Raw genomic sequence first — 15,021 nt, 5'->3', positions numbered from 1 at the left:
AGATGGATGATCGTTCTAAAAAACCGATTCTGATAGTTGATGATGAAGTTGACGTGCGCATTCTGGTAAGCGATGTTTTAAATCAAGCAGGCTATCCCTGTGTTGCCGTTGCAGACGGAAATACCATGTTTGGCGAAATGAAAAAGGCGCTCTTTAGTTTATTAATCATTGATCTGCGGTTGAAAAATGAAGATGGTTTAGTACTTGCGCGTAGCGTAAGAGAAAACAGCAATATACCTATTTTAATGTTGACTGGAAAAGGTTCTGAAACGGATAGAATTTTAAGTTTGGAAATTGCTGCCGATGATTTTCTGATGAAACCTTTTAATATTAGAGAACTGGTTGCCAGAGTTAACGCATTGCAGCGCAGAGCCGTGATGACTATAAACAATGATCCTGCCGACTTATCTGATTCACATGAGTGTTTATCTTTTGGTCACTGGATTCTTGATTTATCCGCCCGTGAATTACGCAACAGCAGCGGAGAAGTTACCCTGCTAACCTATGGCGAATTTACGCTGTTAGAAAGTCTGGCTACAAGACCTAAACGGGTCATATCCCGAGAGCAGTTATTAGAATATCTTCGTGGTGCGGAGGGGGATACCTTTGACCGTACTGTTGATGTGTTAATATCTCGCTTACGCCAGAAGTTGGAAATCAATTCAAGAAGTCCCAGATACATACGCACAGAACGGGGCATAGGGTATAGTTTTTCTGAAAATGTAAGTAAAAGCATAAGATGATTATCCTTTTTTATTGACCTCGTTTAATGTGAAGTCGATAAAACGCCTGTTGGCTATTGATAAATAACCGTCTTTTCGCCACGCAAATGCAAGGTCGAGATAGACAGGCTCTTCAAAAGGAATACCCAGTACTTCAGATTCGCGGTCTGTTACCAATTCCAGCAGGGCGGTTATCGCAAATTCGTTTTTAACAATGTTTAACATCATCGCCAGTAAATTTGTTTCAAAAGAATATTTTGCCGTGTACTGATATTGCTCGCAAAGTTTATCAATCACTTCGCGGTGAAAGTAACCCACTTTAAACATCACCAGTTCCTGTCCGAAAAAAGTACTGTAATCGAGTTTTTTAAAGCCTGCTAAGGGATGATTTGTACCCACCGCAGCAACCATTTGTGACGTTACCAAGTGTCTGGCCTGCAGTTCATTGGGTAAATGGTCATTGACAATCACTCCCAGATCCAACTCGCCGCTTAACAGTTGTGCTCTGATGGTTTGTGTGCCGGATTCCACGATTGACAGTTTAATATCAGGGTACTTAAAGTTAAAAGCCATTAATATTTCAGGGAAAAAATAGGATCCCATCATGCTTGGAATGCCAATTTTTACTTCTCCCTTCTCAAAACCGCGTAATTCATCAATGGCAATTTGCGCATCGTTTATTTTCGTTAAGATAGCTTTAGCATGGGTTAACAGAACCTCACCTTCTTTAGTCACCGTGACGCCTTTACTGCTGCGGTGTAATATTGTCACCCCAATTTTTTTTTCTAACTTGCGGATTGCAATACTTAAAGCGGATTGCGCAATACCCAGCGCTTGAGCTGCCTTGGTATAACTGCCATGTTCAACGATGGTCACAAAATAATACAATATTTTAGAATTTAGCATAACTTTAATATATGGCAACTATGAGTTTAATATATTTTTAATATTAGCATTTAATGGCTAATCTAGGTAAAAATAAATTACCGAGTAGATAAAGTGATAAAATTACATTCCCCTTCATACAAACGCGTCACCCTTGGGCTAGGCCTAGGCTCTTTTCTGGTTTTCTGTAACCTCTATTATTTTCAGCCATTACTGCCCTATTTTATGGACAAATTTTCGGCCTCTGAACTGCAGGTAAACTGGCTTTTTTCCAGTACTACTTTTGCCGTCGCCTTTTCGCTTATTCCCTGGGCCATTATTTCTGAAATATATGGTCGAAGACCGGTCATGTTATGCAGCTTAATATTAATTCCTTTAGTTAATCTACTGATGTTTTTTAGTCAGGAGCTGTCACATTTTATCTTTCTGCGCACGTTATTAGGCATCGCACTGGCAGGGTTTATTGCCGTGGCAGTGGCTTATATGGCGGAAGAATTTGAGCCGCAGGCTCTCTTGGTCGCGGTTGGCGGTTATATCAGTGCAAATTCACTCGGCGGTGTTATCGGGCGTATCTATGGCGGGGTAATGACTGATTTTGTCGGCTTAAAGTGGACCATCTTTAGTATGTCTATTTTGAGTCTAATTATTTTATTTTTTGTTGTTTCCTTAATCAGTAAACAAAAACATTTCAAACCGCAAAAAGCCCGTCTTTATTATCACAACAGACTGTTATTTGATCATATTAGAAATCCTGCTATTTTTCTTGTGATGATCATTGGTGGTCTCAATTTTGCAGTCTTTATTAACGTCTATAGCGTGATGGGATTTAAATTATCCGCAGCGCCATTATCATTACCTGCCAGTATCACATCGTTAATATTCTTATGTTATTTGATGGGCACTGTTTCGGCAAAACTAAGCGGACGTTGGATAAAGCGTTATTCTGCTATTTCCGGTATTTTGTGTGGCTTAGGAGTGAGTTTTTGCGGCTTAGTGATTATGTTTCTGCCGAATATTGCCGCCATTGTAGTCGGCTTATTATTATTAAGTGGCGGTGCATTTTTTATCCACTCTCTCGCTTATGGTTACATAGGGAGAAACGTGACACAGGGTAAATCAACAGCAACCGCTTTATATCTTGTTTTGTATTATGTAGGAGGCAGTATTGGCGGTTTTGTGCTGATATATTGCTGGCAGCTAGGTGGTTGGCCAGTGGTGTTTGCAGCATGTGCCTTTATTTACCTGTTAATTATATATTGCGCCTTAACTGTTCAAAAAATAATTATTCCGGTTGCAGCCCCAATGCCGTTATAGCAATCGAATAATAGTTAATCAAATATAACATCGTTGTTTAATTGTTAGACCTCAGTTATGGTTCAGTCAACCGCCCAATATTTTTTGTCTATTTTTAAGGGCAGTGGCAGTCTGACTGATTGCCTTCAAAACAGGATATTCTTATCGGGAGCGAGTACTGATGGTTTAAGCACTTGCCTCTTTTGATATCGGCAACCTTTGCAGACAGTTTAAAACCCTATGGAATTTTTATTATGCTTATTATCAGAAAATATGTTGAACAAGATGCAAGAGAAATCTGGTTGCTTTTTTTTAATACCATCAGAAATATTAATCGTCATGACTATACCGAGTTGCAGGTGCAGGCCTGGGCACCCGATTCAATGGATCTTTTTATCTGGAATAAACGTATGATCGATATTGAGCCCTTTATTGCAGAAATTGACGGCACTATTGTCGGTTATGCAGATTTACAGAATGATGGTCTGATAGATCATTTTTTCTGTCACTATCAATATCAGAGACAAGGAATAGGCAGTGCGCTAATGGCGCATATTTTTGATCTCGGCGGCAAGAAGAAAATTAACAGCTATTTTTCGCAGGTAAGTATCAGTGCAAAACCTTTCTTTGAGCATTTTGGATTTAAGCTGGTAAAACAACAGTCAATTGATGTAAAAGAGCAGCAACTGATTAATTTTCATATGCAAAAAAGAGTCTGATATTTTTTTAACTGGTATGGTCGATTAACTGATTACCATTGACTCTTTTTAGAAGGCTGCCCATCGCCATGTCTATTAGGCTTAAAATAATAAATGCAGGCATTGAAGCAATTATTAATATAACAATTGATCAATAGAGTACTTTTAATCCTCACTTCTTGACAATCTTAGTGATCATTCCATAGTCAATATAGGGCATACTTTTGTGCCGTTAATAGGGGTTATTATGTCGACAGAAAATGAGCAGGACCCCCGAACTCCTTGGGATAATAATCAAGGTTTTCCTCCGGAATATGGTTTATTAATGAAGAGAGGATATTCGCACTATAAAAGAAGGCTTCTGGGTAGACACTCAAGGGGAGCTGGCCGGTATGTTTTTTATATTTTGTTTTTATTGCTGGCTGGAATAAGCCTCTGGTCCGCTATTTACACTATTCCCAGTGATTCTGTTGCGGTTGTACAGCGATTTGGAAAATATTTAAAAGAAGTGCCTGCCGGACTGCATATTAAAATGCCACTTGGTATTGACCGTGCCACTATTGTTCCGGTTAAAAGACAATTAAAGCAAGAGTTTGGTTTTACCACACCGGATGCGACGGATCCTTATCAAAGTTCCGGTGTGAGAGCGAGCGAACAGGAAACACAAATGGTCACCGGTGATTTAAATGCCGCCCTTGTGGAGTGGGTAGTTCAGTATCGTATTGCCGATCCGGTTAAATTCTTATTTAAAGTGCGCCAGCCCAGTGAAACCCTGCGCTCAGTTTCAGAATCAGTGATGCGTGAAGTGGTGGGGGATCGTACCGTTGATGAAGTGATCACTATTGGCCGTCAGGAGATTGAGTATGAAGCATTGACCAAAATGCAGGCGCTTTCCAGTAAATATGAAATGGGGATCAGTATTGATCAGGTACAGCTAAAAAATATTAACCCGCCAAAGCCAGTTCAGGCATCTTTTAACGAAGTAAACCAAGCGCAGCAGGAAAAAGAAAAGCTAATTAATGAAGCTCGGCGTGACTACAATAAAGTTATTCCATTAGCGCTGGGTGAAAAAGATCAACGTATTCGTGAGGCTGATGGTTACCGGCTTAAACGCATTAACGAGGCTGAAGGTGATGTTGCGCGATTTAATGCACTGTTCGCTGAATACCTTAAGGCGCCTGAAGTCACAAAGAGACGTATCTATCTTGAGACAATGCAGGCGGTGTTACCACAGATACGCTCCAAAATAATTATCGATTCAAACAGCCCGAGTATTTTGCCATGGTTAGATCTTAATGCGGCCCAGGGAGAAAAGCCATGAAGAACATAACAACAGGATTTGCATTATTATTGATAGCACTGGTGGTTATGACATTAAAATCGACGCTTTACACTGTGGGTGAAGTTGAGCAGGTTATTATTACACAGTTTGGAAAGCCGGTAGGTACCCCTGTTACCAATGCGGGTTTGAAGGCAAAATTCCCCTTTATACAAGAGGTCAACAGCATAGATAAAAGAGTCTTAGAGTGGGATGGCGAACCATCGGATATGCCGACTAAAGATAAGCTCTATATCTCTGTGGATCTTTTTGCCCGCTGGCGGATAACCGATCCTCTGCAATATTTTCTGCGCTTGCGCGATGAGCGCAGCGCCCAATCAAGACTGGACGATATTCTTGGCAGTGAAACCCGTAATGCTGTGGCAAAACACGAATTAATCGAGATAATCCGCACCACAAAAGATCGGGAGCCGCTGCGTGATGATCTTCTGACCGATGCCGAGCGCGCGCTGAAAATGGGTTCTCTGGTGCCCATTCAGAAAGGCCGTATGCTGGTGGAGCAAGAAATTTTTATTGCTGCAGCCGAAAAAGTGCAGGTGTTTGGTATTGAGCTTCTGGATATCCGCTTTAAACGCATTAATTACAATGCGAGTGTGCGGCCCAAAATTTATGATCGTATGATCAGTGAGCGCAGGCAGATTGCCGAGCGTTTTCTGTCCGAGGGAAATGGTGAAGCCGCCAGAATTCGAGGGAATCGTCTTCGGGATTTAAATAAAATACAGTCAGAAGCCTATCGGCAGGTAGAGGAGATTCAGGGCGTTGCTGATGCCAAAGCCTCTGAAATTTATGCGCGGGCATACAATCAAAGCCCTCAATCTGTTGGTTTGTATGAGTTTACCCGCACGATGCAGGCATACCGGAGTATTATTGCGCAGAATACAACTTTGGTCTTATCGACAGACAGTGACCTGTTTAAATTTCTTAAGGGAATTAATGTGGATAAAATGCCATTGCCAAAAGAGGGGAATATTCCTTAAGCATTATTGCCTTCGAGCTTCCTGCCTTACAGCTGACGGCTTACAGCCGTCAGCCCTTTTTAATCACGAAAAACGATATCAAAGTTACCTGAGCGTACCCCTATTTGAATACCTAAGCGCCGTGAACGATGATGATCCTTGTTGATTACTACGTAATGAGGCCGGTTGTGATGGCGATTTCTGTGTTTGCCATGATCAGAATATTTATGTTTGCGGTGATCAGAACGTTTGTGTTTCATATGATGACGAACACGGTTGTGGCGCTCTCTAATATTTTCAGCATGGTGGTTTCTTTGCTGGTTGTGTAGCTGCTGTGATTCATCGTTTCGGCGTCCCTCATGGTGATCTTTGTTTACCTGCTGTGATTTACCGTTTCGGTTTCCCTGATGGTTATCATTGCCTGCGAACGAGGTTGCCGGTATTAAGGTCAAGCCGAATAACAATGAACCTGTGATGATTACCATTTTTGATTTTCTTCTCAATTTTTTAATAATATTCATTTTATTCTCCAGTCTATTTCAGCTATCACGGGTTTGTCCCGATGAAGTTAATGTAACGCCCGTTAGCTGAACGAAAGCTGAATGGATAGATTTGATAGCTGATAACTGATAGCTGATAACTGATGACCGATAACTGATAGCTGATAACCAATAGCTGTTAGCTCCGAATGTTCAATATTATGGTCATTTAGATGTTTTCAATTAAGTGGGATATCACGTAAACTACGCATATTTTTCCAGCCATTTGCTCCCAGGTGAACCGATGATACGTCTAAACCAAGTTAAACTCCCGCTAGATCATACTGATGATGCGCTCCAAAAATATGTTTTAAAGGCACTATCAATTTCAGCTGAGCAATTAACTGATATCCATATTTTTAAACGCGGTTATGACGCGCGTAAGCGTAATGCGATCACCCTGATTTATACTCTGGATGTGACCTTAGCCGATGTTGATGAAGAGGCTATATTAGTGCATTTTGTCAAATCACCGGATGTCCGTAAATCACCGGATACCGAATATAAATATGTCGCACAGGCCCCTGATAATCTTACTGAGCGTCCAATTGTTATTGGAATGGGACCCTGTGGTTTATTTAGCGCTTTGCTTCTTGCACAAATGGGTTTTAAGCCGATCATTTTAGAGCGTGGTAAATCGGTACACGAGCGTTCTAAAGATACCTTTCGTTTCTGGCGAAAAGGAGAGCTAAATACAGAATCCAATGTGCAGTTTGGCGAGGGGGGAGCCGGTACATTTTCCGATGGCAAATTATACAGTCAGGTAAAAGATCCAAATTTTCTCGGTTTAAAGGTAAAGCAGGAATTTGTTGCGGCGGGTGCACCGGCTGAAATTATTTATGTTAGTAAACCGCATATTGGTACCTTTAAACTGGTCACTATGGTTGAGCGCATGCGCCGTAAGATCATTGCATTAGGTGGGGAAATTCGTTTTGAAAGCCGTGTTGAAGAAATTCATATTGACGATGCGCAAATCACCGGCGTGACACTTAACGGCGGGGAGGTTATCAAATCCAAGCATGTGGTATTGGCAATCGGTCATAGTGCGCGTGATACAGTGCAGATGTTATCCGATAAAGGGGTGTATCTTGAAGCGCAATCGTTCTCGATTGGATTTCGCATCGAACATAAACAGGAGCTGATTGATCAAAGCCGTTTTGGTATCAATGCGGGTAATCCTATTTTGGGTGCTGCCGATTATAAATTAGTACATCACTGTAAGAGTGGGCGCAGTGTTTATAGTTTTTGTATGTGTCCGGGAGGTGTGGTTGTTGGCGCAACATCGGAAAAAGAAGCCGTTGTGACCAACGGTATGAGCCAATATTCACGCAGTGAACGTAATGCGAACAGTGCTATTGTTGTCGGTGTTTCTCCCAGTGATTTTAATAATGACCCGTTACAGGGAATTGCATTGCAGCGTCAATTGGAACGTCAAGCTTATATTCTTGGTGGCAGTAATTATGATGCACCGGCGCAACGTGTGGGGGATTTTCTGGCGGGCAATGAAGCTAAGCCCGTTGGGGAGATTGAACCTTCCTTTAAACCCGGTGTAAAAATGATAGATTTGAGCAGCAGTTTGCCTGATTTTGCCATTGATGCGCTTCGTGAAGCATTACCGGCATTTGATAAAAAAATACGTGGCTTTGCAGCTGCAGATACAATGCTAACCGGGGTCGAAACACGCACTTCTTCACCGCTGCAGATTAAACGTGGTAGGGACTATCAAAGTGTTAACGTGAAAGGTTTATACCCGGGTGGCGAAGGAGCTGGTTATGCCGGAGGCATTTTATCCGCCAGTATTGACGGTATTAAAATAGCGGAAGCCGTGGCATTGGATATGCTTTTGGAAAAGTGATGTTATGTAGATAAATTGATCATGATTAACTTCTATGTTATTTTTTTGAGTCTATTTATTAGGCACCCAAACCTAATGGAGCTTCAGGTTTGGGGTTATCAATATTAACATTAGGGAAGAGTATGAAAATTGTATTATTGGATGCAGAAACATTAAGTGATAGTGATTTATCTCCATTTGAAAATTTGGGTGATTTTATAAGCTATCCGCTGACCAGCAAGGAACAAAGATTATTACATATTGGCGACCGGAATGTCATTATCACCAATAAGGTTGTTATTGATCAGGAAATTATAGCGGCAAATCCACAATTGAAATTAATCTGTATTGCAGCTACGGGAATGAACAATGTTGATTTAATTGCTGCTGAAAAAGCCGGTATAATGGTTAAAAATGTGTCTGGCTATTCTACCGAGAGTGTCGCCCAATCTACTTTTTCAATGCTCTTTCAGTTAATACATCAAAGCCGTTATTATGATCATTACACACAGTCTAAAGAATGGTGTAACAGCCCCACCTTTACGCATCTCAGCAAACCCTTTGGTGAAATAAAGGGTAAACGTTGGGGCATTATCGGCATGGGCGAAATTGGTCGACGAGTTGCTGAAATTGCAAGCGTATTTGGATGTGAACTTTGTTATTTTTCTGCTTCGGGTAAAAATAATCAGCAAGATTATCCGCAGGTTGATTTGGCAACGTTATTATCTACCTGTGACATTATTAGTATTCATGCACCGCTTAATGAACATACGCATAATTTAATTGATAAACAGGCGCTAAAAAAACTAAAAGCAGGGGCTGTTCTACTTAATATGGGCCGCGGTGGGATAGTCAATGAAGATGCAATGGCTGAAGCGCTTGATCAGTCGGATATTTATCATGGTACTGATGTGCTCGAGATTGAGCCTATGATTCAAGACCATCCCTATTTATCTGTGCAGGCAAAAGAGCGCTTGGTGATGACTCCCCATACTGCATGGGCCAGTCAAGAAGCAAGAACAAAACTTATCAATATGATTGTTGATAATATTAAATCTGCGAATTTTTAGCATTGGTCTTAATCTGTAGCAGCTCATTTATTGAGTTATAAAGATTGTTACAGCAGAAAAATAAAAAACACCCTTTATGCAAATAAAGGGTGTTTTTTTTGGCAATTAAAAAGTGAATTTAAACTTTTTAACCCGGGAAGAAAATCATTTTTGCCAGGAATAATGCCGCTAAGAACCAAACGCTTGCACTTAGGTCTTTGGCTTTGCCACTCATTACTTTAATGGCCGCATAGGCGATAAAACCAAGCGAAATACCATTAGCAATAGAAAAGGTTAATGGCATCATCAGGGTAACAACAACAACCGGTGCGGCTTCTGTAATATCATCCCAGTTAATTGTTTTCAGCCCTTCCACCATCAATACTGCAACGTATAATAATGCGCCAGTTGTAGCATAAGCAGGTATCATTCCCGCTAATGGAGCAAAGAATAAAGCGACTAAAAATAACAGACCAACCGTCACCGCAGTTAACCCGGTACGACCGCCTTCGGCAACACCCGCAATACTTTCAATATAACTGGTGGTGGTTGATGTACCCAGCATTGAACCGGCGATTGATGCGCCACTGTCAGCTAATAAGGCACGATTTAAACGCGGTAAATTTCCTTCTTTATCTAATAGTTTTCCTTTGTCTGCCACGGCAATTAAGGTGCCCGAGGTATCAAACAAATCAACAAACAGGAAGGCAAAAACAATACTTATCATACCCACATTGAATGCACCTGCAATATCCATCTGTAGAAGTGTCGGTGCAATACTTGGTGGCATTGACATAATACCATTATACTCCACATCACCGGCTAAAAAACCGATCAGTGTTATCGCTAAAATTGCGAACATAACACCGCCTTTAACACGGTAATGTGCCAGTGCGATAGTGAGAAAGAAACCCACACAAGCAAGAATAGCCGGTAAAGCGTGCATATCACCCAGTGAGATAAGTGTCGGCGGGTTAGAAATAACAATCCCTGCATTTTTCAGTGCAATCAGCGCTAAAAATAAACCGATACCCGCTGCAATACCTTTACGCATCGCCATTGGAATTGAGTTTATAATCCATTCGCGAATTTTAAACAGGCTTAGCAGTGTAAAGCAGATGCCCGACAGGAAAACCGCGCCTAATGCAACCTGCCATGAGTAACCCATATGGCCAACAACCACAAAAGAGAAAAAGGCATTCAGACCCATTCCAGGGGCGAGTGCAACAGGGTAGTTCGCATAAAATCCCATAATAAAGCAGCCGAGTGCAGCTGCTAAACAAGTTGCTACAAAGACAGCTCCGGAGTCCATACCGGCGGCAGATAACATTTGCGGGTTAACAAAAATGATATAAGCCATGGTTAAAAAGGTGGTGGTACCTGCAATAAGTTCAGTTTTTACTGAGGTTCCGTGTTCGTTGAGTTTAAACAGTTTTTCGAACATAGTAGATCCATATTATATAAGTGATCCTATCTAACAGACTTTAGACAGGGGGGCATGCATAAAAATGACGGGATTATAAAAGATACAAACGGATAAATCAGCTTTAATGCTAATATTTTAAAATAATGAGATGGATTTGATGATCAATGGGTAAAAAAGGATAAGCTGACCGGAATCAGCTACCCTTTTTTTTTATTTTTTAACTTCGTTACTGACGTGAGAGTTAAAGACAATACCCTGTTGATTGATGTCTATATCAAATTTGATGCGCATATTGTAGTTCTGTAAAAACATCGCCTCACTGGGCATGCTTTCTCCGCTTAGCTCCGTGGCTGTTATTATCGGGTCAAACATTCTTGTTAAGTCGAATGAAAAAGTGAAAAGACCATTTTTAGTCAATGCTTCACTGCTCATTAAATCTGCCTGCTGTTCAGATTTCTCACCATTGTAGATAACCAGATTCTGACCTTTAATGGCCATCTTAGGGCTGATATTTAACCCCTTAGGTATAAATTCCGATAAATCCACCGCACTACCATCAGCTGGTGGCTGCAGGCGCTGCAGATCCGGGCTGAACATTTTTAATGAGTTGAACAGGGCCAGTGGATTATCTGCAGAATAGCTAAGCAGGGCATCGAGACTTTCTAATGAAGGCGTACCTTCTTGTTTACTGATACTGTAGTCCAGCACTGCAACACTAAAACCTTTAAGGCCATTTGCCATGCCGCCTGCCATGCCCAGCATCATAGAATAGTTTTGCCCCTGTTGCTGTAACGTATCTTGGATCTCTTGTAATGGCGCACATTGATAATTTGGTGTTTTTAAATCTGTTAATATGGAGGCTGTTGCCGAGCTTAATTGATTGATATCCACGCCAAAACCTAATGCAAAGGCATTGTCTTTAATATTTTGTGTGTATTGCGGTATATAACCGCGCAGCGATTGCAGGGCGGTTAGAATTGTTTGGTTTTTACTTTCAATAACAGTGGACAAATCCATTGTGGATTGAGTCCCTGTTACCGATAAATCTGTATAACCAAAAACGGTACGCGGCCAATTATTGGCGACAGTGGTCAACTCTGCCTGACATTCAGCGGTTCTGAACGCTGACAGAGGATTTTCCTGATCCTGTTGCGCAAACAGTAGGCTTAGGTGACGTGCAAGCTGGTTAGCATTGACCGAGGTTAATCCCTTTATTATTTCCTGATGATTGATAAAAGCGATATTTTGATCTGTAAAATTATATTTACTGGCAATCTCTTCTAAAATGCCCGATTCGGTAATCGGATTTTCAGCTTTAAGTAAACCTAACGCGCTGCTTAATAAGGTTTCTTTATTTAATGAACTGTTTAGCGTGATGGTTAATAAGCCATTATTTTGAGAGATAATCAGATCTGTTGTTTGTGCTTCTGATGAATCATTCAACCGGTAAGCGCGATATTCAGTCTCTTGTCTTTTGCCGGTACGGTGAGAGTAACCACTTTCCTGTTCCGCTTTATCTAATAAATCCCAAATTGCCTGTGTATTTTCCACTTCAATTTTTAAGACGGGTAATGCGCCTAACATATAAAAATAAGCGCGGATATTATCCGCCAGGCCGAAGGTATTAAGAAACATCTCGGTATCCGGTAATGACGTTTGATAACTTTTTGCGATACTTAAGAAAAATTTTGACTGCGGATCGCCTTCAACTGCAATATTCTGCAATGTTTCTTGGTCTTTAGCTGTGTTTAACTGCGGTGAGCTATTTAAATAATCTTTAAGCGGAAAGGGTTTAAGTTGAGCGCTTAATAAGGGGGTGTCAGCAGGTACGTAATCAAGTACATTGTAAGCTTGGGGTGACGTTTGTAGCTGCTGGTTAGCAAAATATGCAGCGGCTCCCGCTGCTGCGATCGCGGTTACTATTAATATTTTTTTCAAGTTTGACTCTCCCGTTGGTACTCTATGGAAATTGATTATAACCTTGCGATACAGAGTTGTAACAATTAGAAATATGCGTAACAACTTAACTTAACTGAATGAAAATGGAAGATATAATTTTTATTCGGGGGATGTTGCTGTCAGAAAAATAAAATTATCCCAAAGCTGAAGGGAAATCCAAGAATAAGCAACTTGTCACGCAGTAAATTTAATCTTTGTTATAAGAGGGCATGATAATTAATAGCTTCAAGCAGAGAGTCATTATCAGTAACCGCATTTTTAGCGCGTCACGGGCTCCTTTGTTTAATTTAGTGTCCATAATTTCTGTGTTGTTATTTTAGCGATGACGAAACGAAGAATAAATATTTAGTTGTTCATTCTCCGTTGAGTTTTTTTAGAATGAGAATGAGAATTCTACATTCATTAATCTCAAGGTAATGCAGCTACGGAAATGATTGTTAACATTTTTCTCATTTCAATAATAATGTTAGCAAGTGGAAACAGGATGTTTCTACAGAGTATCAGGATAAAATTATGCAGCTTATTGTTTGAGCGCGCGTAATTTTATCCTGCATGATTTTTAGTGGCTGCAGTTTAAACTATGGGCATGGTCATGATTTGCATGATTTGCGTTATTGTCTTCCATATCTGCAACCATTACCTCTGTTGTCAAAATCAAACTCGCGATAGATGCTGCAAACTCTAAAGCACAACGTGTTACTTTTGTTGGGTCAATAATACCAAACTCCATCATGTCACCATATCGATCGTTTTTTGCATCAAAACCAAAATTTCCGGTTTGCTTTTTAATTGTACTAAGCACTTCAACAGGTTCATTTCCAGCATTTTTAGCAATTTGCTTTAATGGCGATTCCATGGCTTTAAGTAAAATTTTAATGCCAAAGCTCTGATCCGGATTGTCGCCCTCAAGAGAAGCGAGAGTTTGTGCTATACGTATATATGCAACGCCGCCTCCTGGTACAATACCTTCTTTAATGGCTGCTTTTGTTGCATGCAAGGCATCTTCAACACGATCCTTTTTTTCCTTCATGGCGACTTCTGTCGCAGCGCCGACCTTAATGATGGCGATAGCACCCGATAATTTAGCAACACGTTCGGCTAATTTTTTCTGGTCATATTCAGAAGATGAATTAAGGAGTTGAGAATTTAATTGTTTAATTCGTTGCATAATAAGTTGCGGATCGCCTTCACCGTGAACAATAGTGGTGTTTGAATCTGTAATAATAATTTTTGAAGCATTACCCAGTTTATCGGTATCCACCTCCGACAGATCCATGCCAATCTCAGGCGAAATAACTGTACCACCGGTATAAATAGCTAAATCTTGTAATATCTCAGTCCGTCTGCTACCGAATGCGGGTGATTTAATAACAGTCACTTTTAGATTGTTTTTCATATTATTACCAATGATCCGCGATAAAACCTCATTGTTAATGTCTTCTGCAATCACAAGAAGCGGGTTACGATTGTTTGCTAACTTTTCAAGTAAAGGAAGTAAGTCCTCCATATGGGTTAATTTATCATCAAGTAGTAAAATAGAAGGGTTATTTAATTCAACTGTCGATTTTTCATGATTGTTAATAAAATACGGTGATAGGTAACCACGATCAAAGGCGAGTCCTTCTTTAAAAATCAATTCATCATCGTATCCTTGAGCATCTTCGACACTAACAACACCATCGGTTCCAATTCTTTCCATTGCTTGTGCAATTAATTTACCAATCTGTTCCTCACCGTTGGCTGAAATAGTCGCAATTTGTTCGGCTTTTTCTAAGTTATCACAATTTTGAGATAATAAATTTAATTCGAGCAGAGCATAGTGTAAGCATTTATCAATCCCTTTCTTTAAATCAATCGGGTTCATATTAGCTGATATTGCATTCACACCTTCATTAACAATAGCTTGAGTTAATACAGTTGCTGTTGTGGTGCCATCACCAGCACTGTCACTTGCCTGAAAGGCGACTTCTTTTGTCAACTGGGCACCCATGTTTTCAAAAGGGTCAATTAATTCAATTTCTTTCGCAACGGTGACCCCATCTTTAGTAATAATGGGACGGCTGTATTTTTGGGCAATAACAACATTTCGCCCCTTTGGACCTAAAGTCACTTTAACCGAATCGGCTAAGATGTTAACTCCTTTTAACATCTTCTCACGGGCATGGTGGTTAAATTTAATCGCTTTAGCTGACATATTTAAATAATCCTTATTTGGTAACAGTAGATATTCAGTTTGTGCAAACGATTGCACCACTATGGGGGTTTTAAGTCAATTTAATTTTTCAAGTGGGTTGGAGTTAGTCTATAAATGTGATTTAGGT

Annotated in this window: 12 protein-coding genes; 7 read left to right on the top strand and 5 right to left on the bottom strand. The window is 40.4% G+C overall.

Annotation, left to right across the window (positions count from 1 at the left end; genetic code table 11):
• The first annotated feature begins 2 nt into the window (after positions 1 to 2).
• Complete coding sequence (locus PING_RS14460) at positions 3 to 743, top strand: winged helix-turn-helix domain-containing protein (RefSeq protein WP_011771064.1); 741 nt, start codon at positions 3 to 5, stop codon at positions 741 to 743.
• Here the strand turns inward: PING_RS14460 and PING_RS14455 are convergent, their stop codons facing one another.
• On the bottom strand, positions 744 to 1,628 hold the full coding sequence (locus tag PING_RS14455; protein WP_011771063.1) for a LysR family transcriptional regulator: 885 nt from the start codon (positions 1,626 to 1,628) through the stop codon (positions 744 to 746).
• A gap of 93 nt (positions 1,629 to 1,721) precedes the next feature.
• On the opposite strand from PING_RS14455, the gene PING_RS14450 reads away from it, so the two are divergent.
• The 4 genes from PING_RS14450 (at position 1,722) to hflC (ending at position 5,914) form a co-directional block, all read left to right on the top strand.
• On the top strand, positions 1,722 to 2,921 hold the full coding sequence (locus PING_RS14450) for an MFS transporter (RefSeq protein WP_011771062.1): 1,200 nt from the start codon (positions 1,722 to 1,724) through the stop codon (positions 2,919 to 2,921).
• Between the two features lie 233 nt (positions 2,922 to 3,154).
• Entirely contained in the window at positions 3,155 to 3,619 is a 465-nt protein-coding gene (locus tag PING_RS14445) for a GNAT family N-acetyltransferase (RefSeq protein WP_011771061.1), read from the top strand.
• A 226-nt stretch (positions 3,620 to 3,845) separates the two neighbouring features.
• Positions 3,846 to 4,919 (top strand): FtsH protease activity modulator HflK, encoded by a 1,074-nt coding sequence (hflK, locus tag PING_RS14440; protein ID WP_011771060.1) that lies wholly within the window; start codon positions 3,846 to 3,848, stop codon positions 4,917 to 4,919.
• Entirely contained in the window at positions 4,916 to 5,914 is a 999-nt protein-coding gene (hflC, locus tag PING_RS14435; RefSeq protein ID WP_011771059.1) for a protease modulator HflC, read from the top strand. The genes hflK and hflC overlap by 4 nt, the downstream gene beginning before the upstream one ends.
• A gap of 59 nt (positions 5,915 to 5,973) precedes the next feature.
• Here hflC and PING_RS14430 read toward each other — a convergent pair whose 3' ends face one another.
• A complete protein-coding gene (locus tag PING_RS14430) occupies positions 5,974 to 6,414 on the bottom strand; it encodes a hypothetical protein (protein WP_011771058.1) in 441 nt (146 codons plus the stop codon).
• A 262-nt stretch (positions 6,415 to 6,676) separates the two neighbouring features.
• Between PING_RS14430 and PING_RS14425 the strand changes: the two genes are divergently transcribed.
• The gene (locus PING_RS14425; protein ID WP_011771057.1) at positions 6,677 to 8,287 is read left to right on the top strand and encodes an NAD(P)/FAD-dependent oxidoreductase; all 1,611 of its coding nucleotides are present in this window, start codon (positions 6,677 to 6,679) and stop codon (positions 8,285 to 8,287) included.
• 122 nt (positions 8,288 to 8,409) lie between these two features.
• Positions 8,410 to 9,336, top strand: a complete 927-nt coding sequence (locus PING_RS14420) for a D-2-hydroxyacid dehydrogenase (protein WP_011771056.1) — start codon at positions 8,410 to 8,412, stop codon at positions 9,334 to 9,336.
• Between the two features lie 127 nt (positions 9,337 to 9,463).
• Here the strand turns inward: PING_RS14420 and PING_RS14415 are convergent, their stop codons facing one another.
• The 3 genes from PING_RS14415 to groL all read right to left on the bottom strand — a co-directional run bounded on the left by PING_RS14415 (position 9,464) and on the right by groL (position 14,894).
• Complete coding sequence (locus PING_RS14415; protein WP_011771055.1) at positions 9,464 to 10,759, bottom strand: NCS2 family permease; 1,296 nt, start codon at positions 10,757 to 10,759, stop codon at positions 9,464 to 9,466.
• A gap of 192 nt (positions 10,760 to 10,951) precedes the next feature.
• Positions 10,952 to 12,679 carry a hypothetical protein gene (locus tag PING_RS14410; protein ID WP_011771054.1) on the bottom strand — a complete coding sequence of 576 codons (1,728 nt, stop codon included), beginning with the start codon at positions 12,677 to 12,679 and terminating at the stop codon, positions 10,952 to 10,954.
• 580 nt (positions 12,680 to 13,259) lie between these two features.
• Positions 13,260 to 14,894, bottom strand: a complete 1,635-nt coding sequence (gene groL, locus PING_RS14405; RefSeq protein WP_011771053.1) for a chaperonin GroEL — start codon at positions 14,892 to 14,894, stop codon at positions 13,260 to 13,262.
• Between the last annotated feature and the right edge of the window lie 127 nt (positions 14,895 to 15,021).

This window comes from Psychromonas ingrahamii 37 (assembly GCF_000015285.1).
In the GTDB taxonomy this organism is placed as follows: domain Bacteria; phylum Pseudomonadota; class Gammaproteobacteria; order Enterobacterales; family Psychromonadaceae; genus Psychromonas; species Psychromonas ingrahamii.
This window is presented reverse-complemented; position numbering and strand designations above follow the sequence as displayed.

Coding starts and splice junctions, on each gene's coding strand:
- PING_RS14460 (WP_011771064.1), top strand. CDS start 3: ATGGATGATCGTTCTAAAAAACCGATTCTGATAGTTGATGATGAAGTT.
- PING_RS14455 (WP_011771063.1), bottom strand. CDS start 1,628: ATGCTAAATTCTAAAATATTGTATTATTTTGTGACCATCGTTGAACAT.
- PING_RS14445 (WP_011771061.1), top strand. CDS start 3,155: ATGCTTATTATCAGAAAATATGTTGAACAAGATGCAAGAGAAATCTGG.
- hflK (WP_011771060.1), top strand. CDS start 3,846: ATGTCGACAGAAAATGAGCAGGACCCCCGAACTCCTTGGGATAATAAT.
- hflC (WP_011771059.1), top strand. CDS start 4,916: ATGAAGAACATAACAACAGGATTTGCATTATTATTGATAGCACTGGTG.
- PING_RS14430 (WP_011771058.1), bottom strand. CDS start 6,414: ATGAATATTATTAAAAAATTGAGAAGAAAATCAAAAATGGTAATCATC.
- PING_RS14425 (WP_011771057.1), top strand. CDS start 6,677: ATGATACGTCTAAACCAAGTTAAACTCCCGCTAGATCATACTGATGAT.
- PING_RS14420 (WP_011771056.1), top strand. CDS start 8,410: ATGAAAATTGTATTATTGGATGCAGAAACATTAAGTGATAGTGATTTA.
- PING_RS14415 (WP_011771055.1), bottom strand. CDS start 10,759: ATGTTCGAAAAACTGTTTAAACTCAACGAACACGGAACCTCAGTAAAA.
- groL (WP_011771053.1), bottom strand. CDS start 14,894: ATGTCAGCTAAAGCGATTAAATTTAACCACCATGCCCGTGAGAAGATG.